Annotated in this window: 22 protein-coding genes; 6 read left to right on the top strand and 16 right to left on the bottom strand. The window is 45.4% G+C overall.

Features of this window, described 5'->3' with window-relative positions:
- Positions 1 to 98: 98 nt before the first annotated feature.
- The 7 genes from J3A84_RS05180 to J3A84_RS05150 form a co-directional block, all read right to left on the bottom strand.
- Complete coding sequence (locus J3A84_RS05180) at positions 99 to 3,248, bottom strand: ABC transporter ATP-binding protein/permease (RefSeq protein WP_207598946.1); 3,150 nt, start codon at positions 3,246 to 3,248, stop codon at positions 99 to 101.
- 741 nt (positions 3,249 to 3,989) lie between these two features.
- The gene (locus J3A84_RS05175; protein WP_207598945.1) at positions 3,990 to 4,586 is read right to left on the bottom strand and encodes a general stress protein; all 597 of its coding nucleotides are present in this window, start codon (positions 4,584 to 4,586) and stop codon (positions 3,990 to 3,992) included.
- A gap of 204 nt (positions 4,587 to 4,790) precedes the next feature.
- On the bottom strand, positions 4,791 to 5,618 hold the full coding sequence (locus J3A84_RS05170; protein WP_207598944.1) for a Cof-type HAD-IIB family hydrolase: 828 nt from the start codon (positions 5,616 to 5,618) through the stop codon (positions 4,791 to 4,793).
- A gap of 187 nt (positions 5,619 to 5,805) precedes the next feature.
- Positions 5,806 to 7,794, bottom strand: a complete 1,989-nt coding sequence (locus J3A84_RS05165; RefSeq protein WP_207598943.1) for a PTS sugar transporter subunit IIABC — start codon at positions 7,792 to 7,794, stop codon at positions 5,806 to 5,808.
- Positions 7,795 to 7,933: 139 nt separating this feature from the next.
- Complete coding sequence (locus J3A84_RS05160) at positions 7,934 to 8,773, bottom strand: PRD domain-containing protein (RefSeq protein WP_207598942.1); 840 nt, start codon at positions 8,771 to 8,773, stop codon at positions 7,934 to 7,936.
- Positions 8,774 to 8,996: 223 nt separating this feature from the next.
- Positions 8,997 to 10,205 carry an AI-2E family transporter gene (locus J3A84_RS05155; RefSeq protein WP_207598941.1) on the bottom strand — a complete coding sequence of 403 codons (1,209 nt, stop codon included), beginning with the start codon at positions 10,203 to 10,205 and terminating at the stop codon, positions 8,997 to 8,999.
- Between the two features lie 173 nt (positions 10,206 to 10,378).
- Positions 10,379 to 10,525, bottom strand: a complete 147-nt coding sequence (locus J3A84_RS05150) for a hypothetical protein (protein WP_207598940.1) — start codon at positions 10,523 to 10,525, stop codon at positions 10,379 to 10,381.
- A gap of 295 nt (positions 10,526 to 10,820) precedes the next feature.
- On the opposite strand from J3A84_RS05150, the gene J3A84_RS05145 reads away from it, so the two are divergent.
- Complete coding sequence (locus tag J3A84_RS05145) at positions 10,821 to 11,720, top strand: M15 family metallopeptidase (RefSeq protein WP_207598939.1); 900 nt, start codon at positions 10,821 to 10,823, stop codon at positions 11,718 to 11,720.
- A gap of 109 nt (positions 11,721 to 11,829) precedes the next feature.
- Here J3A84_RS05145 and J3A84_RS05140 read toward each other — a convergent pair whose 3' ends face one another.
- From J3A84_RS05140 to J3A84_RS05120, 5 genes are all read right to left on the bottom strand, one after another.
- Entirely contained in the window at positions 11,830 to 13,179 is a 1,350-nt protein-coding gene (locus J3A84_RS05140) for an SH3 domain-containing protein (RefSeq protein WP_207598938.1), read from the bottom strand.
- 235 nt (positions 13,180 to 13,414) lie between these two features.
- Positions 13,415 to 14,383: a DUF697 domain-containing protein gene (locus J3A84_RS05135; protein WP_207598937.1), complete on the bottom strand. Its 969-nt coding sequence runs from the start codon at positions 14,381 to 14,383 to the stop codon at positions 13,415 to 13,417.
- A gap of 108 nt (positions 14,384 to 14,491) precedes the next feature.
- Positions 14,492 to 15,613: a DHHW family protein gene (locus tag J3A84_RS05130; protein WP_207598936.1), complete on the bottom strand. Its 1,122-nt coding sequence runs from the start codon at positions 15,611 to 15,613 to the stop codon at positions 14,492 to 14,494.
- Between the two features lie 12 nt (positions 15,614 to 15,625).
- Positions 15,626 to 17,026 carry an MBOAT family O-acyltransferase gene (locus tag J3A84_RS05125; protein ID WP_207598935.1) on the bottom strand — a complete coding sequence of 467 codons (1,401 nt, stop codon included), beginning with the start codon at positions 17,024 to 17,026 and terminating at the stop codon, positions 15,626 to 15,628.
- Positions 17,027 to 17,094: 68 nt separating this feature from the next.
- On the bottom strand, positions 17,095 to 17,583 hold the full coding sequence (locus J3A84_RS05120) for a DUF4358 domain-containing protein (RefSeq protein ID WP_207598934.1): 489 nt from the start codon (positions 17,581 to 17,583) through the stop codon (positions 17,095 to 17,097).
- 207 nt (positions 17,584 to 17,790) lie between these two features.
- Between J3A84_RS05120 and J3A84_RS05115 the strand changes: the two genes are divergently transcribed.
- Both J3A84_RS05115 and J3A84_RS05110 read left to right on the top strand, forming a co-directional pair.
- Positions 17,791 to 18,660: a 2-hydroxy-3-oxopropionate reductase gene (locus J3A84_RS05115; protein ID WP_207598933.1), complete on the top strand. Its 870-nt coding sequence runs from the start codon at positions 17,791 to 17,793 to the stop codon at positions 18,658 to 18,660.
- Between the two features lie 111 nt (positions 18,661 to 18,771).
- A complete protein-coding gene (locus J3A84_RS05110; RefSeq protein WP_207598932.1) occupies positions 18,772 to 19,200 on the top strand; it encodes a YaiI/YqxD family protein in 429 nt (142 codons plus the stop codon).
- Positions 19,201 to 19,268: 68 nt separating this feature from the next.
- Here the strand turns inward: J3A84_RS05110 and J3A84_RS05105 are convergent, their stop codons facing one another.
- Positions 19,269 to 19,637, bottom strand: coding sequence for a hypothetical protein (locus J3A84_RS05105; protein WP_207598931.1), 369 nt, complete (start codon positions 19,635 to 19,637; stop codon positions 19,269 to 19,271).
- 236 nt (positions 19,638 to 19,873) lie between these two features.
- On the opposite strand from J3A84_RS05105, the gene J3A84_RS05100 reads away from it, so the two are divergent.
- Positions 19,874 to 20,875 carry a Gfo/Idh/MocA family protein gene (locus J3A84_RS05100; protein WP_207598930.1) on the top strand — a complete coding sequence of 334 codons (1,002 nt, stop codon included), beginning with the start codon at positions 19,874 to 19,876 and terminating at the stop codon, positions 20,873 to 20,875.
- A 183-nt stretch (positions 20,876 to 21,058) separates the two neighbouring features.
- Here the strand turns inward: J3A84_RS05100 and J3A84_RS05095 are convergent, their stop codons facing one another.
- From J3A84_RS05095 to J3A84_RS05085, 3 genes are all read right to left on the bottom strand, one after another.
- A complete protein-coding gene (locus J3A84_RS05095) occupies positions 21,059 to 21,799 on the bottom strand; it encodes an NlpC/P60 family protein (RefSeq protein ID WP_207598929.1) in 741 nt (246 codons plus the stop codon).
- A 154-nt stretch (positions 21,800 to 21,953) separates the two neighbouring features.
- Positions 21,954 to 22,172, bottom strand: coding sequence for a hypothetical protein (locus J3A84_RS05090; RefSeq protein WP_207598928.1), 219 nt, complete (start codon positions 22,170 to 22,172; stop codon positions 21,954 to 21,956).
- A 93-nt stretch (positions 22,173 to 22,265) separates the two neighbouring features.
- Complete coding sequence (locus J3A84_RS05085; RefSeq protein ID WP_207598927.1) at positions 22,266 to 22,877, bottom strand: guanylate kinase; 612 nt, start codon at positions 22,875 to 22,877, stop codon at positions 22,266 to 22,268.
- Positions 22,878 to 23,032: 155 nt separating this feature from the next.
- On the opposite strand from J3A84_RS05085, the gene J3A84_RS05080 reads away from it, so the two are divergent.
- Both J3A84_RS05080 and J3A84_RS05075 read left to right on the top strand, forming a co-directional pair.
- Positions 23,033 to 24,304 (top strand): HlyC/CorC family transporter, encoded by a 1,272-nt coding sequence (locus tag J3A84_RS05080; protein ID WP_207598926.1) that lies wholly within the window; start codon positions 23,033 to 23,035, stop codon positions 24,302 to 24,304.
- Positions 24,305 to 24,498: 194 nt separating this feature from the next.
- Positions 24,499 to 25,743 carry a PTS transporter subunit EIIC gene (locus tag J3A84_RS05075; RefSeq protein WP_207598925.1) on the top strand — a complete coding sequence of 415 codons (1,245 nt, stop codon included), beginning with the start codon at positions 24,499 to 24,501 and terminating at the stop codon, positions 25,741 to 25,743.
- Positions 25,744 to 25,785 lie beyond the last annotated feature (42 nt).

Here is a 25,785-nt window from a genome sequence, read left to right as displayed (position 1 = left end):
CCCTCTCATATTGGCTATAGTAAATAGCAGCATGAGAGGTTATTTAGCACTTTATAATATGAGTATAGAGTCTTTTCGGTTCGTATTTCATTGTGCAATTATTCACTTCTCAAAGCTTCTACTGGATCTTTATTAGCAGCCGATGAAGAAGGAATTAAACCTGAAATAAAGGCTAAGAACATGCTAATACCAATTAATACTCCTACTGCTGTAGGTTCTAAATTTGCGATGTTTGTAATATTAAATCGATTATAGACGATAATATTTGCAATAATGCTGATTCCATAAGTGACTAAAATCCCAAAGGTGCCAGCAGCAAAACCAATGATTAACGTCTCGGCATTAAATACCCGTCGAATATCTTTTTTACTTGCGCCAATTGCTCGTAAAATTCCAATTTCTTTGATTCGCTCAAGTACGGATACATAAGTAATTACACCAATCATAATGGATGAAACCACCAGTGATATTGCAACAAAGGCCACAAGAGCATATGAAATCGTATCAATAATCGTTGTCACTGAAGACAAGATTGCAGAGATTAAGTCAGTATAATTAACAACTTTATCCACTTCGCCTGCATTAATCTTTTCTGTATTATAGTCCTCGATGAATTTCACTACACTTTCTTTGGTGGTAAAATCTTTTGGATATAAATTAATTGAAGTAGGATCATCCAAATCACGATAACCTAAGAGATTTAAGTTCGAATTTCGGCTAATTTGTTCCCGTTGGCCAAAACTACTAATCAGATTAAACAATTCATCTTCCTCAATGTTAAATTGGAAAGCATCTGTCAATGCATTGGTATCAAAATTCACAGCATTTTGAATATTGCCAGCTAAGTTCCCGATTTCTCTTTGGAACTGTCTAGTAACATCAGCTTGCACCTTGCCGATTAATTGATTGAAGCTGGTACTGATGTAAGTTGTAAAGTAATTCTGTACAATATCAACCAAGGTTTGCGTAATATTTGCATCGCTGTTCACCTTTTCGAAGTCTTGGATTAGTTGAGCTTGTACTTCTTCACTTTGAATGTAAACTTCAAAGTTAGCAACCCAGTCCCCGAGTTCTGTAACCTGTTGTTCATTTTGAGTCGCTACAAAGTCTTGGAGTACTGAGACTAAAATGACTTGGATCTCTTCTACAGGTATATTAACTTGTGTTGCAATACTCTCAGCAAGCACATCTAATTCTAAAGCAGGTAAGTCCGACACATCCACATTAATATTGAAATTAGAAAAGTTAATATTAAGTGCGGACTGATCAAAGCTAAAGGCGTTTTGAATCATTTCTTGATCCACAGTAATGAAATCTTCTAAGTTGAAGAGTTCACTAGGAACGAATTCTTCTTCATCATCGAAACGTTTCCCAGTAAAGACATTTAATTCTTCGTCTTCTATCTGTTGCTGCACGATATCATAGCGTGCAGCTTCTGTAATTAAATATTGAGTTAGTTCAGAAGAATAGTAGAGTCCTGAAGAGAGGACAGGGTTATTCGTATCCGGATTAGCTCTTACGATTCCAACAACCTCTAATTCCAAGGCAGATTCAATCACAGCATCCATATATTTTTTATCCTCTGACCGATCAACCCAAAGGTCAAAACTTTCATCGTAAGTGTACTTTTCAGCTGGATTCACTAATTTAAAGGTCACATCCATTATTTCCTGAAAATTAATTTTATCTTTCTTATCTTCTTCCACTTCGATATCTTCGTCATTTGCGAAATTCTCAAACAAATTTTTCAAATCTTCTCGATTTTTGAGACCTAATGCGTACATGGTTGTATCAGTGAGTGAACCGCTATCTGTTAAGACAACCACGATTTCATTGATTTTTGTGGCCCATTTGCCTTCAAGGACATCGTATTGGTCTTCAAATAGTGAAATATCACCAGGGAGTTCGTTAAAGTTTTGCCTCCCAAAATCAGCTGCTCCTGAGATTAAATCCAGTCCAGCTGGACTACCAAAATTAAATTGAGAAAAAACTGTATCAGGGTTTACTTGTCGAACAGCATCAGCTTCATTCTCTAAATAAATCTGGGGTGTGATCCCATATTTATATTGAATGTTTTTAACGTAGGGATCAATTTCGCTTTGATTTGTTTCTAAATGTTCTTTAAAGCTTCTTAAATCATTTTTATTTTGAAAAGAAAAAAGTGACGTCACCGTATTTAAAATGGGAACTTCATCTACTGGTCTTTCAGCTTCTTGGGTTTGCTCATCTTTAGCAGGCTCTGGAATGGTTTCTGAAGGTACTTCTGTCGTATTTTCGTCAGCATTTCCTTCGCCACCTAAAAAACTTGTGATATCAATCCCTGAAGAGTCGATACTTAGAGGGAAAGCGCTCATTGTTTCTTCTTCGACGCTATCAATATAATTATTGATACCACTGGCTAAAGCGAGTATGGAGGCTATTCCAATAATTCCGATGGAGCCTGCGACAGCTGTGATAATTGTTCGACCTTTTTTTGTCAGCAAGTTGCTAACAGAAAGTGAAACCGCTGTTAAAAAGGACATTTTCGTCTTTTTGGCTTTAGCCACTATGGATGCATCCTTAGTCTTAATTGTATGAGGATTTGTATCGCCAATAATCATCCCATCTTTAAGCTGGATAATACGATTAGTATACTTATCTGCTAGCTCTGAGTTATGGGTGACCATGATGATGAGTCTATCTTTTGCAATTTCAACTAATAGGTCCATCACCTGGTCAGCGGTTGTACTATCTAGTGCACCTGTGGGTTCATCTGCTAGTATGATTTCCGGGTCATTGATCAAGGCTCGTGCGATGGCCACTCTTTGCATTTGTCCACCAGATAACTGTGTCGGTCGCTTGTGGATATGATCGCCTAGACCCACTTCTTCCAATGCTTCAATGGCCCGTTTTTTCCGTTCATTTGCCGATACCCCACTTAATCTCAGAGCTAGCTCAACGTTTGCTAAAGCGGTTTGATGGGGAATGAGGTTGTAACTTTGAAAAATAAAGCCGACACGACTGTTTCGATATGCATCCCAATCAGCAGACTTATATTTCTTAGTAGAAATGCCTTCAATGATTACGTCACCTTCATCGTAGCGGTCAAGTCCTCCAATAATATTTAACATAGTGGTTTTACCAGACCCCGAAGCTCCTAATATTGAAACAAACTCATTATCTCTAAATGAAACGGAAACTTTATTTAAGGCATTCTGGACAAAATCTTTTGTACGATAAAATTTTCTTATATTTTTAAGTTCTAGCATCTCTACACCTTTCTTTATTTTTTCTTCTGAATTGGAGCGGATTACCGGTCAATGGAACGACAAACCTTTAGCAGACGAAAATCAACTTACATAGATTTTATTCAATAGCTGGACTACTTTCCCTTATTAAGTGCTATTTAGTGATTTATATTCAACTTGTTTCATTGTAAAAAAATGCATGAAATCATTTGATATTAAGCCTTTAAATATTGATGCCAATTCTAATGGCAGCTACTCTAATGTTCTAACATTGTTTTATATGTAAATTGTAACTTCAAAGACTTATTAACAGCTTAACTTTCAGAATTGTCTTGCATTTTCCCTTTACTCCTTAAGAATTAGGCCCAGATGCATCGCATTCTTAAGATAATCTATTAGCCCAATGCTTACCTTGAATGTAAATCTTTACGAGCAGTTTCTTGCAGTCTTCCTCAAAACGCTTTAGGCCATATAATTTTCCTTTTGATTTAATTTACAAACCCAGAACTGCCCCCCTAAATGTGAATTATGATCCTATCAAGTGATTGTGAGAAGAATACAGCCCAAAGGCTCCTAACAAGAATTAAGTCTCCATGTTCTCCTCTTCAAATCCCCATACGAATAAACCTGAGTAAAAATCTGGATTCCCGGTAACACTTAACGAAAGCAGATGCAACTTTTTTGCATCTGCTTTCTAGCTTAAAGAGAGAAAGCTACGTGGCTTTCTCCCTCTATTGTATGAACATCTTTCTTCATCCCTTGTTAAAGTAATCTTCTAGGATCATTCAGTGGATCATTTAAGTCCACCTTGTCTTCATCCAGATTGAGCCCCGGATCTCCCTTTCTGTATCCGTCCCGGATATAGCTTTCGTTCTCATAGAAGTTGTCATAGACCGCTTCTCTTCTCTCCTCATCATCGTCCACAAGAATCATGATGTCTCCTTCGGTGATGCGTTCTTCATATTGCCTTGCTTCCTCTTCAGGAATACCATAATCGGTCAGAAGACCTGCCACACCGCCGATGGTTCCACCTGCTACGGCTCCTGTTATGGCTCCCGCAATGGGTCCCGCCGCAAGAACTGGTCCTGCGCCTGGAACGGCCATGGCACCCAGTCCCAGCAGGAATCCTCCGATTCCGCCGATGACACTGCCTGATGCCGCCTTTTCTCCTGCATTTTCTGCCTTGATATCCGTACTGCTCATCACATCGTCCCCTACCACTCTGGAGAGGCGATCATAATTCTCCTTGTCACTGGTGATTACGGATATTTCATCGTCACGATATCCATCGGTTCTTAATCGCTCTATGGCTCTCAGCGCTTGAGTTTCTTTGCTGAATATACCAGCTATTCGTTTCATGATAATTACTTACCTCCTGTATCTTCCGTGTTTCAGTATTACAGCCATTGTAATGGCAATTTTCAAACTCAGAATGACCAGATATTGAACACTGGAAGAATATTATGGAAAAGTTTGCTGAACAGCTTCATAACTTTTTCATAATCGAATAGAAAAAGAGCGTTCCACCCTTCTAAAAAGAAGGCTGAACGCTCCCTGTCCCAATTATTTCCCGGCACGCTCCTCCAGCTCGTCGCTGAGGATAGCCTCAATGATCCATGCGATTCCATCCTCATCATTGGAGACCGCAATTCCGTCTGCCGCTTCCTTGATTTCATCCGGTGCATTGCCCATGGCAATGCCATAGTCAGCTGCCTTGATCATTTCCAGATCGTTGTAGAAATCACCTGCCGCGATGATGTGATGGTCTTCTCCATGTATCTCCTTCAGTCTCTTCAGCATGGATGCTTTGGAAACGCCCAGAGGAAGGATTTCTAGATAGATGTCGGCGGAATAGACCCATCTCATCTCGCCTTCTAGCTCTGATTCCAGTCTCTTTTCGATTTCTTTGAGCTCACTGTTCTCCCCTGCCAGAAGAACCTTGATCCATGGCTCTTGAAGGGCTTCCTCCAGCTTTGAAAACACAGCCGGCTGATGATCGGAAAGAATCTTCTCATCCGCATGCACCTCCTCTGAAACCAGATGACAGGTATCCGGCGTATAGATGTGTATCATGATGCCCGGATAGGCTTTCTGAATCCATCTGATGGCTTCAGAAAGCTTTGTCACGGGCAGCGCCTCACTGCTCAGAACTTCTTTTTCAGTGAAGTCATAGAGCATGGAGCCGTTATAGAGAATGGAGGGTGCGTTGATCGCAACCCCTTCTATGAAGCCCAGCACATTGATATGTCCTCTGCCCGTAGCGATGCCGAAGTGGCCTCCTGCTTCAATGAAGCTTCGGATGGCCTCCCTGTTCTTCACGGATACTTTCCCGTCACTGGACAGAAGTGTTCCATCCACATCGCTTAAAAGTGTTATTTTTCTGATATCCAATCTGATCCTTTCCTTTCCTAAGCTTAAGAAGCATTCATCACTTCAAAGTTTCAATGTCATTTTCATTGTTTCATCACCTTATCATTCTTTCCTAATTAATTATACTCCTAATCCGCTTCCTTCCCATAGAAAAATCAGGCCACAACCTTCTACGGCAGCGACCTGATTCATTGGGAATAGGAGCTTTCTATCTTACAATCAGCACATCATCGGAAGGCGTCACATCACCGGAGGCGATGATCTTCATCTCCTTCACCATGTCCATATTGGTCACGACCACTTCCGTGATGCTGGATTTGGCTTCTTTTCTGACCAGTTCCAGATCGAACTTCATGAGCGGTGTTCCGTTTTCCACCTTCTGTCCGATTTCAGCCAGTCTTGTGAATCCTCTGCCTTCCATCTTCACGGTGTCGATTCCGATGTGCAGCAGCACTTCCAGACCGGAATCTGTAATGATGGCAAGAGCATGATTGGTTTCGAAGATATGAGCGATTTCGCCAGCCACAGGAGAGACCACATACCCTTCCTGAGGCTCTACCGCAAATCCATCTCCGATCATCTTTTCAGCAAAGAGGGCATCTGGTACTTCCGTAAGATCCAGAAGCTTTCCCTTCATCGGAGAGGTCATGATGGTTTCCTTCCCTGTTCTCTCCACTGCTGACTCTGAAACCGCAGCAGATTCCACCACCATGACTTCCGCAGGATTTTCCATGATGGCCTTGATTTCATCTTTCAGGCCTTCCGCAGCTGTTCCGAAGATGACCTGTATTCCTGTGCTGCCCACTTCCATGACCCCTGGTGAACCCAGATCCTTCAGTCTCTTCTTATCCACTTTCTTCGTGTCGTAGACTTCCAGTCTCAGTCTTGTGATGCAGGCATCGATGGCTTTGATGTTCTCAGTGTTTCCAAGAGCCTTCAGAACTTCCAATGCTTTCTCGGTGACCGGTACGGATGCCTTATCCCTTTCTTCTTCATCTCTTCCTGGTGTCTTCAGGTCGAATCTCCTGATGAGATAGTAGAAGGCGAAGAAGTAAGCAAGTCCGATGACGATTCCCACTGGCAGAAGCGCCCATGGATTTCCTGCATTTCCTGTGGAGATACTTACGATATAGTCAATGAGAGAGGAGGTGAAGGTCTCTGTCAGTCTCACCTGGAAGAGATTCATCAGCATTCCCCCCACAAAGGCCAGAGAAATATGCGCCACGTACAGGATGGGCGCCACAAACATGAATGCGAACTCGATGGGCTCAGTGATTCCTGTGATGATGGAGGTAAGCGCAGCTGTAAGCATGACACCACCAATGGCTTTCTTGTTCTTAGGAAGGGCTCTTAAATAGATGGCAAGAGCTGCCGCTGGCAGTCCGAAAATCTTCAGCGGGTATTCCGCCGCAGTGATGGCTCCTGCTGTGGGGTCTCCCGCAAAGAATCTTGCGATTTCACCCACATAGACCTGACCGTCTGCTGCTGTAAAGGTTCCGAACTGTGTGGTGAACGGAGTCTTGAACACATGGTGAAGTCCTGTTGGAATCAGCGCTCTGTTACCGAAAGCGTAGATGGCTCCACCCAGTCTGAATCCGAAGATTTCCGCGTCGATGGCCATCTGTCCTAAGCTGTTGATTCCATCCTGAATCGGAGGCCAGATGAATCCTAGGGCTACACCAAGAAGAATGGAAACCACCACCATGATGATGGGGACCAGTCTCTTTCCTTCGAAGAATCCGAGCACCGGATGCAGCTTGGTCTTATAGAATCTCATGTAGATCTTTGCTGCAATGATACCGATGATGATACCGCTGAATACACCCATGTTGATGGGGTCTGTCAGGTTCTGGGCAATGGACATGATGTCCAGCACTTTAATCAGCACCACATATCCTACCACGGCAGCAAGACCGGATACCGCCTCACCGGCAGTGAATCCGATGGCCACGCCAACGGCAAAAATCAGGGGCAGATTCTCAAACACGATGAGACCTCCGCTGAACAGGACATCGACAAACACGCTCAGTACGGGACTCTCAGCCAGAGCCTCAACACCTACAAGCTGTTCGATGATACGGGACAGAGCAACCATAAGACCTGCTGCTGGAAGCACAGATACAGGAAGCATAAGGGACTTTCCGACTTTCTGAAGGACTGCAAAGAATCCCCCGGATTTACTGGATTTTTTAGACATGGATTGTTCCTCCTACAATTTTTTCTGAAATCGGGCAATATAAAAGGCATGAATTCATACTCAAAGAAAAGACCGCCATCCTTATTGGATGGAGCTTGTCCTTCAGTATAAACTCATGCCTGATCGAATCAGTTACACGTTAATGCAGTTTTGTGTGATTTAATTTGTAAAGATGAAGGGCGATGTACCCGATTTCATTTTCTGGAACCACTATACCAATATTCTTCTTCAAAATCAAGGCAATATTTTCAGAAATTTTATACTCGAAAGGAAAATCCTTCTTCATCCTCTCCAGAAGAAGATTCTCGATGGTCTCTTCCCTGGTGCAGCGTTCAATAAGTCCTCGAAGATGCGACACCAGTCTTACACTGTCGAAGGAATTCTCCTCCAGCGTCAGTCCCAGCTTGTCTTCAATATAGGGAATCACCTTATTGATGGCTTTCACGTATTGAAGAGAATCCCCTTTTCGTCCGCCCATTCTGCCGCCATGGATATGAAAGGTGATAAAGCCGATTTCACTCTCCGGCATCTCTATATCCATGCGTTTCTTCAGGATCTCCACGGCTTTTTCCGCAATGGCGTATTCCCGCTTATACAGCATACGGGTTTCCAGCAGAAAAGGATTCACGATTTCCACGCCTTCTCTGATTCTGTTCAGCGAAAAATTGATGTGATCGATGAGACCGAAATGAATATCCGTATGAAGCTTCTCTCCCAGCTCTTTCTCCGCCATCTGAATGATCTCCTCCACCACTTTGAAGATCTCTTCATCGACATTTTCCAGCAGATGCTCGTACTGCTTTCGGTTGGTCTCATCCACATGGATGAAGACATTTTCGATGAGATTAGACTCGAAGATGATGGAGCCTTTTTTCTTGTTGAATCCGATGCCTTTCCCGATGAGGATATACTCCATCTGCTCTGATGTCACAAGCACTGCATTGTTATTAAAGGTTTTCTTCACCATGTAGCTTTTCATGCATATCCCTCCCTGGATAGATTCAGCATATCTGATTCTATAATTACATCTGGCACTTGTCAACATGAATTGACTATGAGAGTCATAGGACTTCTGGTCTTATGGTCATTGAAAGGCGACAGGGAACCTGCAGATAGAGAAAATGACCATAAGGATACCACTCGGATGATGTCCTATATGAAAAGATCACTTCAGCTGTTTCCCGAAGTGATCTTTTTTCTATCTATCCGTTTTCCTGCGGTGTTTCCAGAGGCTCCACATATCCTTCCTTCTCATAGGCTTTCGTCTCTTCCGGCAGACCTTTCTGTTTCAGTCTGGATTCGATGATCTCCTTGACCACCGAGTAGACAAGGACAAAGAGAGGCACACCTACAATCAGTCCGGTGACCCCCATGATCTTGCCTGCCACAAGAATGGCAAACAGAATCCAGAAAGAGGAGATCCCCATGGATTCACCCAGGATCTTCGGTCCGATGACATTCCCATCCAGCTGCTGAAGAAGCAGGATGAACACAAGGAACCAGACCGCTTTGATGGGTGAGACGAAGAATATGATGATCACCGACGGAATCGCTCCGATAAACGGCCCGAAGAAGGGTATGATGTTCGTCACGGTGATGATGAAACTGATCAGGGGAACATAGGGCATCTTAAAGAGACTGAGTCCTAGAAATGCGATGATACCCACGATGATGGAATCCAGGACCTTTCCCACCAGAAACTGGCTGAAGATTTTCTGGGTTCTGCCCAGAAGCTCCAGAAATCTTCTGGCCGCAGAAGGTTTCAGGAGTCCATAGATCATCTTCTTCCCTGTGGAAATGAACTTCTTCTTGTCTGAAAGCATATACAGTGAAATGATGATCCCCAGGAATACATTCCAGATGGACGTGGCCGTATTTCTTATAAAGCCTATGGTTGCAGGCAGCAGTCCCACAGCCAGATTGTTGATGGATTCTCCCAGCTCATTCCATCTGGTATTGATGAAGTCCACCACTCTGGGATCAAAGGTGTAGATTTCCGTGAATTCGTTGATGTACTCACTGATGTCCCCGATGTATCGGGGCAGCTCCATCACAAGACCTGTGATGCTTAAAATGAGCTGAGGCAGAATCACTGCAAAGAACAGCCCGATGAATGCGATGGCGATGATGTAGGAGAAAATCAAAGCCACGACTTTTCTCAACCTGTCATATTTTTCATCCTTCATGGCTGTCCTGTTCATCTGCTTCTCCACAAAGGTCATGAAGAAGTTGAGAATGTATGCGATGACAAATCCATACAGGAAGGGATAGAGCACAGATATGTAGTTTCCCACCGCTCTGGTGAACCCATTCAGTCCGGACAGGATGATGAAGAACAGAATCACCGAGGACAGAACGATGAATGCATAGGCAGCGATGGTGTTATATTTGGAATTCCAGTCTATTTTCATTTGTTTTACAGCCTCCAGACACTTTCACTCCCTTAAGTATAAGCCATAAACTTAAATCAGTCCTAATATTAAGGCAAATATAAGGAGATTTCAGGGATTCATGAAACGCTCCATTCACAGCAAATAAAAACGGATTGAGGAGAATTTCTTCCCTCAATCCATTCTTATCTATTCTACTTCTTTTCGTTTCTGTTCAGAAGCACCCAGAGAATATAGTTGTTCAGTGATCTGAAATCCGCTTCCGCTTCCTTGGAAAGCTCTTCCTTCAGTTCAACAGGCATGGTGAATAATATTTTTGTCTTTTCGTTCTTGTTCTTCATCGTTTTGTCTCCTTTTTATAGTTTCTATTTGCTACTATATGTTTAATCAAATCACTCTGTCAGTTACTATTATACTATAGATATCTTTAAATGTTAATAGAACATCCAGAAATGTATAGGTGTTTTCACCCCTCAAGCAAAATATATTGCAACAATTAGAAATTATACCAAATAACAGTATCCTATAGCAATAGTGTTCAGAAAAAAATAATATATTTATTGAATAGTCCAGCCTCATATAATACTACAGAGTCGTATCATACTTAATAGAGAACCTCGAAGGAGATGATTTGAGTTGAAAAATACGAACAGAACCAGCAGAGTACCCTATATCATCGCTACCCTTCTGCTGATTCTTCTTGTTGCCGCAGCTGCAGTGATCCTGAAGGAAAACAGGTCTTCTTCCTCTGCGGAGAAGAAACTGGAATACCTTCAGACGTCTCATGAAGAGCTTGGTGAGAAGCTGAAGGTGCTCACCTCAGAAAACGAAAAACTAAGTACGGAAAAGAAGCAGCTGGAGAATACAGTCAGCGAGCTGAATGAAACACTGAAGGAGAAGGAAAAGCAAAGCCTGACCCTGAAAGAGGAGAACCTGAAACTTTCCGCAGCGCTCAGAAGCGAAAAAGAAAAGAGAGAACTCTTCGTCTACAAAGGTCTTGTGAGGGTAATGGACATCGACGCCTCTCTTTCCATAGACCTGAAGTATGCCACAGACGACAACTTCACCGGTCAGAGAGTCTATCCGGAAGACGCACCTGCCCTGCTCGCCCTGGAGACGGCCCTCAAGCTGAAAATCGCCAATGAGCGCTTCGAAAAAGACGGCTACCGGATCCGGATCTGGGACGGATACAGACCCAGATCGGTCCAGGATATTTTCTGGAATCTGGTTCCAGACCCGAGATACGTGGCAGACCCTTCCAAAGGCTCCATCCACAACAGAGGCGCTTCCGTAGACGTCACCCTGGAGGATTTCCAGGGAAATGTACTGGAGATGCCTACAGACTATGATGATTTTTCGGAGAAGGCTTCCAGAAACTATCAGGGCAGCAGTGAAAAAGCGAGAGAAAACATGCTGTATCTGACCCGAATCATGGAGGAGTCGGGCTTCAAAGGTCTTCCCAGCGAATGGTGGCACTTTGATGACAAGAGCAGAACCTATCCCCTGCTGGATGTTGATTTTGCTGTATTCAACTAGCTGAATATCGTAACAGGTACCAGAAGATGACGCCAGAGAGCATCTCTTCCAGTACCTGTTTATTTCTGATGTTCTTCTCCCGAAGGAGAGCACAGGCGTACCCTGACCTTTAGTTGACCATCTCATTCACCGTGACAAACTGATATCCTGCATCTCTCAGACGCTTCAATATGGTGGGAAGACCCGAAACCGTCTTACTGGAATGCATGTGCATCAGGATGATTCCGTTCTGCGACGCATTATTCACGGCCGTATTGATGACGTAATCCGTGGTGATGGTCACTCCGTCACGCACCGTGGCCCAGTCACTGGTATCCACGGACCACAGAACAAAGTATCTCACCCCTTCTTCACCTGCAATGGTTCTGGTTCTTGTATCATAGGCGCCGTAGGGCGGTCTCACCATCGACGGATATTTCCCTGTCACACTGTAGATGGCATTTTTCGCCAGACGGATCTGTTCTCTTATCTGGGCATCACTTAGGGTGGTCAGATCTTTGTGGGCATAGGTATGACTTTCCACGGAATGCCCTCCAGCCGTGATTTCTCTGATCAGGGAAGGATTATTCTTTACAAAATCACCGTTGGGAAAGAAGGTCGCTTTTGCGCCATAGCTCTTCAGGGATGAAAGTATCGAACGGATCTGGGCTGCGCTTCCGTAATCGTCGAAGGTCAGTGCGATTCTTTTCGTGGAGGAGCTCACGTTGCCCTTGCGAATGGCCGCCGCAGGTGCTCCTGTAGCCGTTTCACCCGGTGGTGTGGTGGACAGATAGGATGGGCTGGCATAACCTTCCCGGGTTCCGTATCTTACTTTCGGCCAGGCATATTTCGTATCCAGTACGGATACCTTTGATCCCTTCGGCATGGTGAGAATGATGGAATAGGAGGTTCCAGGCCCTGTTCTCAGGTTCAGATCTGCCGTGGTATATCGTACAGGAAGCTCAGCGGATGAGGTTGCAGTGGCAGTGAGATAACTGGAACTGGCGTAGCCGCTCTTTCCTGCATAGCTCACCTTGTACCATGTGCTGCTCGTATCGGTGACTATGACCTCTGCTCCTTTGGGGATGACCAGAATCACTGCATAGGATGTGCCTGGACCTGTCCTCATATTGAGATTCGCCGTGGTATATCGCACAGTGCTGGATTCGTTTTTCAGATAACTGCTGTGAGCATATCCGTTTTTACCGCTGTAGGTGACCTTGGCCCAATCTCCGGAATATCCATTCACCGTGACTTGTGAACCTTTCTGAATCACAGTGATAACTGCATAGCCTGTACCCGGACCTGTTCTCATATTAAGATTTGCTGTAGTGATCTTTACTTCCGAAGCTTCTACGATAAGCGGATTCTGCGCAGTTGGCAGACTGATGGGACCTGGATGTGGACTCAAAAACGCAGCTGAAAGCAGCAGGAAAAGCGTGAACACAAGCACCCTGCAAAAAGCATTTGCGGCTTTCATGGTATACGCCTCCTTCTAATTTTTCTGTCCGTACGTTTACTGTTTAATCATTCTAGCACCAGAAGAAAATAATAGAACACAGAGTGGTAACAAAAAAAGAGCCACTTCCTGCAGCCCTTGTTCCTGGCTGCTTTTGGCAGCACTCTCCAATTGTGAAATTTTTATAGCCTCCATGAACAGCAGCACCGATAACAACCAGCACTTCACCACGCAGCAGCTTTCCACATTCTTCTTTCTATGATTCATCCTGATCCGGATCAGGCTTCCGTCTGAAAATCTTTCTGGTGGCTCCCTTCGCCGCTTTTCCGAAGGACTGGACCACCACGGCGGTATTGTCTCTGATGATTCCGCCAAGAAGACCTATGGCTTCTATGGAGGCGGATCTTCTGATGAGCTTTCTATCCACTTCCACGACGCTTCCGCTGTATCTTTTCGCCATGGCACCGACTCTCAGACACAACAGTGCATTGACGGATCCTTCCGTGATGGAATTGATCAGGATGTTCGTCACATGGACAGTACCTGGAATGAGACTTCCAAGACTTCCTCCGAGAATGGATGCGATGACCGGTTCCAGCTGGTCATCCATGAGATCCAGATCTTCCACGCTTCGTGCCATGAGGACAGTGCCGAAGACATTTCCGTACAGATAGACGATTTCCCGAAGTGCTGGTCTCTGGTTATAGATATGGGCCACTTCCCAGATCATCTTTCCAAGACTTGTGAATACGAACAGACTGTCCAGAGCACCGTTCTGGGAGATGGCTGTGGTGAGAAACACGGATGAAGCACCATTTCTCACAAGCCTTCCCGCCTCCACATCGAGCACTTTCAGCGCTCTGTCCACCTCGTCTCTGAGCTCCTTGTCTTCTGCAAACACAAACCCTCTGGCCTTCAGATAAGGATTTCCACTCAGCCTTTTCTTCAGGGTTTCCAGATAGACAGGATAAAGGGGATCCTCCAGGGACTTGGGCACCTCTGGTTTTCTGCGAAGACTCAGAATGCCCACCAGTGGGATGATGAGCGAAAGACCCAGAAGGATAATAAGCAGCACCAGCGTGAAATACCCGAAATAGGGATTGATGCTGTAGGTCAGATCATAGATCTGCGCTGTCTGATTCACTGCAAACAGAAGAAAGAGAAGGAGCAGCACAAATGCGGCATAGGCCAGACTTCTTTTTACCGGTCGAATTATTGAGTCCATGATTCCACTCCTCACATAGCATGACAATGCATTTTATTTTCATTCTACCATGATTCAGAACCATATTGACAGCTTCTCCTTCCCCAGGCCAGGGCTTCTCACCTCAACCTAGTAGCCGAGCTTTCTCAGATTCGGGTCTTCTCCTATGCTGTCCATACCGTAGAGAAGGACCACTCTGGTGAAATCTTCCTGCTCGATATAGTCTGAAAGAGACGCATTATTGTATCTCAGGTCCATATAGTGCACTTCCTGGAAGCTTTCCGCAAGATACGGGGCCATGGCATTGGCGTAGGAATCCTTCAGCACCAGGACCTTTTCCTGATATCTGGCCTCTGGGTTTCGGATCTGGATCAGCGGATAGTTCCCATCCAGATACACTTTATACTTGTCTCTTGTATTCAGGTTCTCCCTGAAGAGAATCCCATCTTCCAGGCGGTTTTCTGCGACAAACTCCACCTGGTAGCTCGACCCTTCAGATTCATAGTGCACAAAGTCTTCTCCTTCTATGAAGGTTCCTCTGAACCTGGAGTACAGGGTTCCCTGAAAACCGGAAGTTTTATACACAGCAAAGGAGCTGTTGTCCACAGGTTCCAGTGAAAGAGTGTGCATAAGCTCTTCATAGGCGACATAGGCCCCATACTGTGACCAGTGATGATCGGTTCTGAAGTAGACCTTCTCCTGGTTCTTTTCCAGCAGTTTCAGAAGCACAGGCACCACCTGGCTTTCTCCGAAGGTATTGAGGATCTGTTCATAATAGGCGTTTTCCTTATCCGCATTCACAAATGCGGGCAGCTTCTCCGTAAGCACCATGGAGGAGGGTGGTGCCAGAATCACAGAAAGGCTCCCTTCCAGCTTTTGAGACAGGATATCAAGGGCTTTCAGATTATCCGACAGGATCTTCTCCTTGTATACACCGGGCTTTCTGAACAGATATCCATCCTGCCCCTTATAGACGCCGTTGTTCTCTTCTTTTCCCAGAAGCACTTCCACATCGGATTTCAGATTGATCAGAAGATCTCTCAGGGGAAACTGATCCTGTACATAGGCTTCCACCCGCTCTGCAAGGACCCCTGACTTCAAAAGATCCCTATCCCATCTGATTTCCTGGGTCAGCACTCTGTTTTCCAGGTCTGAAAATTTCCGGGACGGAAAAAGGATGTTGGTTGCGAGGGGAATCAGAAGAATCCCCAGAACCAGCAGCAGAAGCATTTTCTTTTTTTCCTGTTTCATTTTCGCTTCCTCCTAAAATCTGAAGTACAGAAACGGATTGTAGGCACCATCCACAATATAGGCAGCAGACAGAATGAATAGAGCCAGAAGGACGATGGCGGATACCACATCTCCTGCATGTCCTTTTCTTTCCAGAAACTGAAGATAGGTTCTGTAGGGCCATGGTGTGGCAAACAGGACCAGCAGCAGAAACAGCAGGGCGTATCGGTCTACGAGATACAGGGAGAAGATATCCGCAAAGGCTCCCCTGCCCAGCATGACCATCAGGTAGCCCGACAGATGAGAAAGATCCTCCAGCGCAAAGACGGCAAAGCTTATGAGGAGCACAGGAAGGGTGTAGACTCTGGAAAGGATTCCCCCTGATTTTTCAAGGATCTTGCCGAGAAAGGTCTTCTCCAGGATCAGAACCACTGCAAAGTATACGCCCCACAGCAGATAATTCCAGGAGGCTCCATGCCAGAATCCCGTGAGCATCCAAACCACTGCGATGTTTCTCAGGGTGATCCATTTTCCTCGGCGGTTTCCACCCAAAGGGAAATAGAGGTAGTTTCTGAACCATTTCGAGAGGCTGATATGCCACCTTCGCCAGAATTCAGTGATGCTTCTGGAAATAAAAGGATAATTGAAGTTTTCAAGAAAATCAAAGCCCAGTAGTTTGCCAAGACCGATGGCCATGTCCGAATATCCGCTGAAATCATAATAGATCTGAAGAGAAAAAGCCGCTGCCCCGATCCAGGCGTTGAGAACAGTGAGCTCCTCCACCGGAATCATCTTCACCTGTTCCCACAGCCCCCCGATGCTGTTGGCAAGAAGCACTTTCTTTGCCAAACCGAGTATGAATCTGTGGATGCCTTCCTTCAGATGGGAAAAATCCGCTTCTCTTTTTTCCAGCTGCTTCTCCACATCCCGGTATATAACTATGGGTCCTGCGATGAGCTGCGGAAACATGGAGACATAGGTTCCGAAGGTGATGAAATTCTTCTGGGCACTGATCTCTCCCCTGTATACATCTATACTGTAGGACATGGTCTGGAAGGTGAAGAAGGAGATTCCGATGGGCAGAGCCACGGAAAGAAGCTCCATGTCCGTTCCGAACAGGAGATTGGTGTTTCCGATGAAGAAATCACCATATTTGAAGAACCCCAGAAGACCCAGATTCGCTGTGATGGATAATACGAGAAACACTTTGGAAAGATGCTTCCTGTGCCTGTATTTTTCGATGAGACGTCCGTTGAAATAGTCGATGAAGATGGACAGAACCATGATGAGAATGTAGACCGGCTCACCGAAGCCATAGAAGAAAAGACTCACGGCAAGCAAGACCCCATTTTTCATGCGGTCTGGAACCATATGGTAGAGAAGAAGGGTCAGGGGAAGAAAATAGAAAATAAATGCGGCACTAGAAAAAACCATAGCAGACTCCTTGCTCTTGCAATCATGAGAAAAAGCCTATACCTAGATATAAGCTTTTCCGGTGCGTGTTATTTGAAATATCCCTGGAAGATTTCTTCTGCTTTCTCCACATTCTCATGAATGACGAAGACCAGATATTTTCCGTTTGTTTCCGTGTAGTAGTTCTTCGCGTTCTCATACTGGTCTGGCAGATACTGTTCAAAACTCTTCTGAACCGCCTCAGCACGCTTCTCGATGGCTGCCTCGACTGTTTCCACGTCCTTGATATCCTTCACTTTGAACACGGAGTATTCCTGTGTGGTCACATTCATCATGGGCATGTTGGCATCATATTCCTCAAGAATGGAAGCATCCAGCTCGTAGAACTGAAGCAGCGTCTCATCCTCCAGAAGAAGCATGGCGCTCCATTCAATCTCTTCACGGATCTGGTCTGCAATCTCCTTTACAGGTACATTGACTTCCTGTCCACCCTCTTCCGGTTCGCTTTTTTCACCGCAGGCGGCAAGGCTCACCACCATCACTGCTGATAATAGTATTCCCAGTAGTTTCTTCTTCATGTTATCCTCCAAATTGTTTTCTCTTTTTTATTCATGACACAAACTGAATTATATAGAGGATGTCATTTCAGATGGTTACATTCCTGTTACACCCTAGTGACAAAATGATTTCTTTCCCTAGGTGCTTATCTTGGGCGGAAACAATTCCCGGAAAATTCATGGTATAATATTCATATATAAACTCTGATGAAAGGTGTGAGATAGGATATGAAAGTCGGATTCATCGGTCTTGGCATCATGGGAAAACCCATGGCACTGAATCTTATGAAGGCAGGACACAAGCTGAAGGTCTACAATCGTTCCAAGGAGGTTGTGAAAGAGCTGGTTTCTCTAGGCGCAGAAGCCGCATCCAGTCACGGAGAAGCTGCCGTGGGAGTGGATGCCCTCATCACCATGCTCCCCGATTCCCCGGATGTGAAGAAAGTCATGATCGGGGAAGACGGAGTATATGATTATGCCAGTGAAGGGCTCCTCTACATCGATATGAGCTCCATCCTTCCTGAAGTGTCTGTGGAAGTAGGCGAAAAGCTCAGGGAGAAAGGCGTCCATATGCTGGATGCTCCTGTATCCGGAGGAGACCTGGGCGCCATAGCCGGAACCCTTGCCATCATGGCAGGGGGCGAAGAGGAGGACTTCCAAAGAGCCCTGCCGCTTTTTGAAGCCATGGGAAAATCCTATGTGCTGGTCGGTCCTCTGGGCAGCGGAAACACCTGCAAGCTTACAAACAACATGATTGTGGCTGGTAACATCGCGATTCTTTCCGAAGCACTTCTTCTGTGCAGAAAATCCGGTACGGATCTGACTAAGGTACTGGATGCCATACGAGGAGGCTCTGCAGGTTCCGCAGTGCTGGAGAGCAAGTCTCCTAAAATCCTCAAGGAGGACTACAAGCCGGGATTCAAGATCGATCTGCATATCAAGGATCTGAGAAATGCTCTGATCACAGGAACAAAGCTCCACATTCCGATGCCCCTGACCGAAGAGATCATCGGCATGTATCGGGAGCTCAGTGAAAGCGGCATGGGAGATGAGGACCATAGTGCCCTCTTCCGCTATTTTGAAAATCACATCAGCTAAACTCTGCAGCACCGGAAAAGCCATGAAGCCTTTCCGGTGCTGTTTTCCGGTCTCTTTCTTATCCTCTTCCCTCAATTCCTGTATAATGAAGAAAAACGGAAGGAGCAGAATATGCGAATTTTTATCGATGCCGACGGCTGTCCTGTGGTGAAGCTCACCGTCTCCTATGCCCGAAGAAACGGGATTCCTGTGACCATCGTGAAGAACTATGCCCATGTCATCGAAGACGACTATGCGGAAATCATCACAGTGGACATCTCCAGCGACGCTGCGGATTATTACATCGCCAACAAGATCCGAAAAGAGGACATTCTCATCACACAGGATTATGGCCTTGCTGCCATGGCGCTCTCCAAAGGAGCCCTTATTCTCAATCAGAACGGGCTCCTCATTCACAACGACAACATCATGACGCTTCTTGACCGCAGACACGTCAATCAGAAGATGCGAAAAAACAGCCGAATCTATACCAAAATCAGAAAGAGAACTCCGGAAGATGATGAAGCTTTTCTTCTTTCCCTGAAGAAACTTACTTCGTGATCCCGCCTGGTCCAGTGCGCCAGAAAGGTCTGCAGCATCACATCCTGTGCGCTGCAGACCTTTTTGCCTCATATCATGCAGTTCAGATTGATCTCCACTCTCAGATCTTCTCCGCCGGTGAGCTCTGTGAAACGCTGAAAGAACTTTCTTCTCAAAGGTTCATCCACGGATGCCTTCACCAGCATGGAGGACTTGAATATACCCTTTATTCGCTCATTTCGCATATTCAGCACAAACGCACCATCAAAGTTTCTATAGTCCTCTCTGATTTCTTCAAGCAGATCCCTTACGGAATCCTTCAGAAACTGTTCCATGAGATAGTTTTTATAGCCCTCTCTGCTTTTTCCTATATCTTCCAGATACCGCTCAAAATTTCCCTTCAAGGTTTCATTCAGAGGCAGGTCCACAATATAATTTATCTTCACATAATGATCCATAAAAAACACCTTCCTTTACTTACTCAGTTTATCATAGAACTCTGAACCCTTTGTGACCTTGCTGTGAAAAAATAACAAACCATGGGTGCAGAATTCTTCCCTTTGTAGTCCCTTTTTGAATCCGGTTTTTCCGTAATATCGCCATGAGACCGCAGACTTTATGCTCACCTCATGTATAATGAAAGAAATAGCAGGACATGGTTCCTGCATATCAAATGTCAAGGAGGAATGTCCTAATGATCAGATACGCAACCATAGGCACAGGATTCATCACAGACGCATTCATCAAAGGAGCCGCAAGAAGCAACGAGATGAAGCTTGCTGCAGTGTATTCACGAACGGAAGAGAAAGGCAGACATCTTGCCAGGCAGCATGGCGAGGATGTCATGATTTTCACCGATCTCGAGAAGCTGGCCGCATCCACCCTCATCGACGCGGTCTATATCGCCAGCCCCAACTCCATGCATGCACCCCAGGCAAAGCTCTTTCTTCAGCACGGCAAGCATGTGCTGGTGGAAAAGGCTGCGGCATCCAATGCCATGGAACTCACGGAAGTCATGAACCTGGCGGAAGAAAAGGGACTTGTATTCATGGAGGCCATGAAATCCCTCACCATGCCGGCCTATCTCTTGCTGAAGGAAAATCTCGAGAGAATCGGCAGAATCAGAAAATACATCGGCATCTACTGTCAGTATTCCTCAAGATACGACCGGCACAAATCCGGAGAACCAGTGAACACCTTCCAGAGGAAGTTCTCCAACGGAGCGCTCATGGACATCGGCATCTACTGCCTCTATCCACTGGTGGATCTCTTCGGGGAACCGGAGAAGGTCAAAGCCCAGGCAACGATTCTGGAAGATGGCGGTGTGGACGGATCCGGCTCCATGCTCCTTCAGTACAAGGACATGGAAGCAGCGCTAATGTACTCAAAGATCAGTGATTCCCATCTTCCCTCGGAAATCCAGGGAGAGAAGGGCAGCATTCTCATCGACAGAATCGGAAGCCCGCGGGAAATCACGGTAATTCTGAGAGATGGAACGAAAGAAGTTCTGAGGCCGGATACGGTGAAAGAGGATATGGTCTATGAAGCTCTGGAGTTTGCAAAGACCATCCGGGAAAAACGGTCCTTTTCTCTCATCAATCACAGACATCTGGCCCTGTCCGTCCACAGAGTCATGGATGAAGCCAGAGAACAGGTCGGCCTCTCCTTTCCCGGTGATGAACCCTACAGAAAATAAGAAATGCAAAAGAAGCAGGAAAAGAGCTCATCCATTGACGCTCTTTTCCTGCTTCTTCCATGGGTCTCAATTCTCTAGATCAGCGCCGCCGCAAAGACGGATCCTACCAGACCTAGTAGAATAACGATGGCCACGATTTTTGTGATCATATCACGCTTCTTGTACATAATAAACACCTTCCTTCTACTTCACGAATTCAATATTGGGTCTTCTATAATAGACGAACTGGGTCGATGGTGCAGAGGGAGAAAATTTGCTGCCATGCATATCCACATTGTTTCTCTTCAAGGTATTGTTGAGAGAAATCACCACTCTGCCTTCTTCCAGTCCTTCTGCCTTGTACTGCACCCCGCCTGCATGAATAAAGGCTTTTTCTCCGTTTATCTCGCCGATGTAGATGCCTACATGATTCACTTTGCTGCCTTCCGGTACCATGGAGAATCCGAGGTCTCCCACTTCTAAGTCCGACTCCATGACAGCAGTGGACTGATCCCAGAGTCTGGTGGAAAGAGGACCTGTTTCGCTGCTTTTCTCGCTGAGCGCTTCTCCTGTAAGGTTATAGAAAACCCAGTCCACGAAAGCGCCGGATCCGATGGGCCCGGCGGGTTTCCCCAGAATCAGTTCCTCCTGCCCCAGCGCAAAGGGATGATTGATGAGAATCTGTGATAAGGAAACAAGATCCTCTCTGGAAGCCGTTCCGTCCTCCGATACCATTTCCGTATATTCCGTGTTTCCGGCATAGCTTACTCTATTATTGAAGAACATTTCAAAAAGACCGTTGCGGTCCAGCAGTGTCACTGTGACCACAATGAGGACCGTGAGGAGAAGCCCCAGCCATATTCTTCTTCTGCGACGATTTCTTCGTCTGATTTCCTGTATTCTTTTCACTCTTTCATTGCCATGAAATCTTAATCTATCTTCCAATTCATTCACCCGTTGGTATGTACTCACTTCATTATAACAGTTCTTTCTCGGTTTTCATCAGAATATCACGGTGATGTGAAAAACCTGTGCAAAAAAGAAAAACCTGACTGCTCAGGCTTCATTCTAATGGAAGATTATTAACTCAGCTTTAAATCTATTCTGCGGAACTCTTAAATTTTGGTCTGAATATGATTGCCCATAACACGAATACCACCAGTAATGTGGCCATGGCGGCGCAGAATGCCTGAAAGTAGACATCCGATGCATTTCCTATGGATGCCTGTGCTACTTCTTCACTGGCAGTCACCGTCTGTGACAGGCCAGCGCTTATCATCATCATGAACAATAGGGTCTTGCTAAAACTACCCACCACTACTTCGCCTCCAATCTACTACCATGGTAGCAGAATATTTCCTGCATATTGTAAACAGAGGTTAAACTTTTATCGAACACATGATAAATATTGTCAGATTCGGGAGTTCATCGAGATTTCCTTCTGAGTCTTTTTCTTGGTTGACCTCAGCATTCTCTTCGTTTTCCCTCGGCTGTGATGAAGTACTTTTAAGGCATGGTCCACCTTTGCCGAGAGGGTTTTTTTCGAATAATTATTATCCAATATCACATCTGCATAGAAACGCTGCCCTGCTTCCTTATTCTTCCTGTAGGCATCGATTCTTCGCCGGATGGATGCCCTGCTGTCTCCTCTTCTTTTCATCCGTGCTCTCAGTTTTCGTGGTGTGCTTTCCACGTAGATCACCTTCACATCATCCCTGTACTTCTCTTTGAAGGCCTTTGCCCCGTTGATATCGGTGACGGCGAAGACATCTCCTGCTCTGGTCTTCTTCTGGACTTCGTCCAGGGACACGCCATAATAGTTCCCTGCGTAGAAGTTCTCCTCCACTTTCTTTGTGGCATGGAAAACCGGCTCCTCCACAAAATGATAGGCAATTCCTTCCACTTCTCCCGGTCTTGGTTTTCTTGTGGTATGGGAAATCAGCTCCTGTATTCCTTTTTCCTTCAGATATTCTCCTACCAGCGTTTTTCCGGACCCGGATGGTCCTATGATAATGTATATCAAAAGTCATACCACCTTTGCTCTTTTCACATATTTTATCATTATTGCCCCATCAATTCCCAAATTTCTGAAATAATTTTATCTTTAGTTGTTTATTTGCTATAATTACTTATTATTAAGCACATGAAAAACAACAAATTTATAGGAGTTGATTTATTTTGGACCCGAGTTCGTGGCAGATTATTCTACTGATCATACTGGTCTTTCTTTCCGCATTTTTTTCCTCTGCAGAGACAGCCTTCACTGCAGTGAACAAAATGAAGCTCAGACATTTTGCGGAAGAAGGAAACCATAGGGCAAAGAGAACATTGCGTCTCATTGACAACCCGTCAAAGCTTATCAGTACACTACTCATCGGCAACAACATCGTGAATATCTTTGCATCCGCCCTGGCTACTCTTGTTGCCATTAACAGATTCGGTGTAGGTGCAACGGCAATTGCCACCTCCATACTGACAATTGTCGTCATTATTTTCGGTGAAATCACCCCGAAATCATTTGCTACGCAGTATGCCGAAAAAGTCGCCATGGCCTATTCCAGACCAGTCGGTATTCTGATGGTTCTTCTGACCCCTCTCGTCATCATTTTCTACAGCATCGCTTCCGCCATCATCAAACTGTTCGGCGGAAACATCAACCAGGGTCATCCCCTTGTCACAGAAGCTGAACTGAAAACCATGATGGATGTGGGCAGTGAGGAAGGCGTTTTTGAAGAGGAAGAAAAGGAGATGGTATTCAACATCTTCGACTTCGGAGATCTTCAGGTGAAGGACGTCATGGTCCAGAGAGTCGATATCATCGCCATCGATGTGGCAGCGGATTATGAGGAAATAAAGGAAATCATCACGAAGGAACAGTTTTCCAGATTCCCCGTCTACAAGGAAGACATCGATGACATCATCGGTGTGCTCAACGTTAAGGATCTCCTCTTCCTTTCCGATGAAGAGAAGGAAAACTTCGATCTGAGAAAATACATCAGAGAACCCTATTATGCCTATGAATTCAAGCGGATTCCAGAACTGTTCAAGGAACTCAAGCGGACGCGAACCCATCTGTCCGTCATTCTGGATGAATATGGCGGTACAGTGGGTATCGCAACCATAGAAGACCTTCTTGAGGAAATCGTCGGAGAGATCGATGATGAGTTCGATGAAGACCGGGAGACCGATATCGAGACCATCCGCAAAAACGAATATATGGTTTCAGGCTCCTATCGTCTGGACGATCTCAATGACAACATCGGAACGGATATCGAATCAGAAGAATTCGATTCCATCGGCGGATATCTCATCGGCATCCTTGGCACCTTCCCTGAAAACGGTGAAATCATCGAAACAGATGGCATCAAATTCATCGTGGAGGAAGTGGACAAGAACCGCATCAAGAAAATCAAGATGATCATGAAGACCAATCCCGCTCAAGCACAGTAAGGAATCCTCCGGGATTCCTTTTTTCATTGAAACTGAACCCTTTATCATGTTGTAAACGTTTTATAAATAATGCGCTGGTTTTCCTGTAAACGTATTGACAAACCTATACGTACAGGTTATATTTTTAGTAATATAGCTTATACGTACAAGTTGCGAGAATTTGTGGCATAGGCTTAGAAAAAAGGAGGATTAACATGGGAAAGTACACAGAAGATGCTCAAAAGATGCTCGAACTCGTTGGTGGCAAGGAGAATATTTCCGCTGTGACCCACTGTGTGACCAGAATGCGTTTTGTTCTGGTGGACCCGAAAAAAGCCGACATCCCGAAAATTGAAGCCTTGAAAAGCGTGAAGGGAAGCTTCACCCAGGCAGGCCAGTTCCAGGTCATCGTCGGCAACGATGTGGCCAACTTCTACAATGAATTTGCGGCCGTATCCGGTATTGAAGGCGTATCCAAGGATGTCGTGAAGCAGTCCGCCAAGAGCAACATGAATTTCGCTCAGAGACTGCTGGCAAATCTTGCAGAAATCTTTGCTCCACTTATTCCCGCACTGGTTGTCGGAGGTCTTATCTTAGGTTTTAGAAATTTTCTTGAAGCAGTTCCGATTCTAAATGGCGGAGAGGATACCATCGTCTCCCAGTATCAGTTCTGGGCTGGTGTCAATCACTTCCTCTGGATCATCGGAGAAGCGATATTCCACTTCCTTCCCGTAGGCATCACCTGGTCCGTGGCCAGAAAGTTCGGCACCACACAGATTCTCGGTATCGTGTTGGGTATCACACTGGTATCTCCACAGCTTCTGAACGCCTATGGCGTAGCCGGAGGAGCAGAAGCTCCTTTCTGGGATTTCGGATTTGCGAAGGTGGATATGATCGGATATCAGGCTCAGGTCATCCCTGCCATGCTGGCCGGATTCACTCTTGTCTATCTTGAGAAATTCTTCAAGAAGATCGTGCCCGACTATCTGTCCATGATTCTCGTGCCGTTCTTTGCCCTGGTGCCCACCGTGCTTCTTGCTCATATCGTCCTGGGCCCCATCGGATGGGTCATCGGCGACGCCATCTCCACAGTTGTTTATGGTGGTCTCACCTCTGCATTCGGATGGCTCTTTGCAAGTCTATTCGGATTCCTCTATGCGCCGCTGGTCATCACGGAACCTGCCATGTTCGGTATCAACATCAAATACATCTATCCGTTCCTGGCAGCCATGATCGGATCAGCCATCGCAGCCATCGTTTCGGTCAGTTCGGGCGTCATGGCAAACTCCATCGGTGTCGGTGGTCTTCCAGGCTTCCTGTCCATTCAGCCGAAATACATTATGGTCTTCGTGCTGTGCATGATCATCGCTGTGGTCGTTCCCTTCGTCCTCACCATCTTCTTCGACAAGAAGGGGATCCTTAAAGGAAAAGGGATGGACTTTAAACTGAAGTATTTCTAAAAAACACTTATAAACGAATGAAACTGGAAGAAAGGAGTGAAC

This window comes from Proteiniclasticum aestuarii, from assembly GCF_017368455.1.
Taxonomy (GTDB): domain Bacteria; phylum Bacillota; class Clostridia; order Clostridiales; family Clostridiaceae; genus Proteiniclasticum; species Proteiniclasticum aestuarii.
Note: the sequence above shows the minus strand (reverse complement) of the source record. Positions and strands in the feature narration are given on the sequence as shown.

What these genes read in the sequence shown, in the direction of transcription:
- J3A84_RS05180 (WP_207598946.1), bottom strand. Translation starts at nt 3,248, where the DNA reads ATGCTAGAACTTAAAAATATAAGAAAATTTTATCGTACAAAAGATTTT.
- J3A84_RS05175 (WP_207598945.1), bottom strand. Translation starts at nt 4,586, where the DNA reads ATGAAACGAATAGCTGGTATATTCAGCAAAGAAACTCAAGCGCTGAGA.
- J3A84_RS05165 (WP_207598943.1), bottom strand. Translation starts at nt 7,794, where the DNA reads ATGTCTAAAAAATCCAGTAAATCCGGGGGATTCTTTGCAGTCCTTCAG.
- J3A84_RS05160 (WP_207598942.1), bottom strand. Translation starts at nt 8,773, where the DNA reads ATGAAAAGCTACATGGTGAAGAAAACCTTTAATAACAATGCAGTGCTT.
- J3A84_RS05155 (WP_207598941.1), bottom strand. Translation starts at nt 10,205, where the DNA reads ATGAAAATAGACTGGAATTCCAAATATAACACCATCGCTGCCTATGCA.
- J3A84_RS05150 (WP_207598940.1), bottom strand. Translation starts at nt 10,525, where the DNA reads ATGAAGAACAAGAACGAAAAGACAAAAATATTATTCACCATGCCTGTT.
- J3A84_RS05140 (WP_207598938.1), bottom strand. Translation starts at nt 13,179, where the DNA reads ATGAAAGCCGCAAATGCTTTTTGCAGGGTGCTTGTGTTCACGCTTTTC.
- J3A84_RS05135 (WP_207598937.1), bottom strand. Translation starts at nt 14,383, where the DNA reads ATGGACTCAATAATTCGACCGGTAAAAAGAAGTCTGGCCTATGCCGCA.
- J3A84_RS05130 (WP_207598936.1), bottom strand. Translation starts at nt 15,613, where the DNA reads ATGAAACAGGAAAAAAAGAAAATGCTTCTGCTGCTGGTTCTGGGGATT.
- J3A84_RS05125 (WP_207598935.1), bottom strand. Translation starts at nt 17,026, where the DNA reads ATGGTTTTTTCTAGTGCCGCATTTATTTTCTATTTTCTTCCCCTGACC.
- J3A84_RS05120 (WP_207598934.1), bottom strand. Translation starts at nt 17,583, where the DNA reads ATGAAGAAGAAACTACTGGGAATACTATTATCAGCAGTGATGGTGGTG.
- J3A84_RS05115 (WP_207598933.1), top strand. Translation starts at nt 17,791, where the DNA reads ATGAAAGTCGGATTCATCGGTCTTGGCATCATGGGAAAACCCATGGCA.
- J3A84_RS05110 (WP_207598932.1), top strand. Translation starts at nt 18,772, where the DNA reads ATGCGAATTTTTATCGATGCCGACGGCTGTCCTGTGGTGAAGCTCACC.
- J3A84_RS05105 (WP_207598931.1), bottom strand. Translation starts at nt 19,637, where the DNA reads ATGGATCATTATGTGAAGATAAATTATATTGTGGACCTGCCTCTGAAT.
- J3A84_RS05100 (WP_207598930.1), top strand. Translation starts at nt 19,874, where the DNA reads ATGATCAGATACGCAACCATAGGCACAGGATTCATCACAGACGCATTC.
- J3A84_RS05075 (WP_207598925.1), top strand. Translation starts at nt 24,499, where the DNA reads ATGGGAAAGTACACAGAAGATGCTCAAAAGATGCTCGAACTCGTTGGT.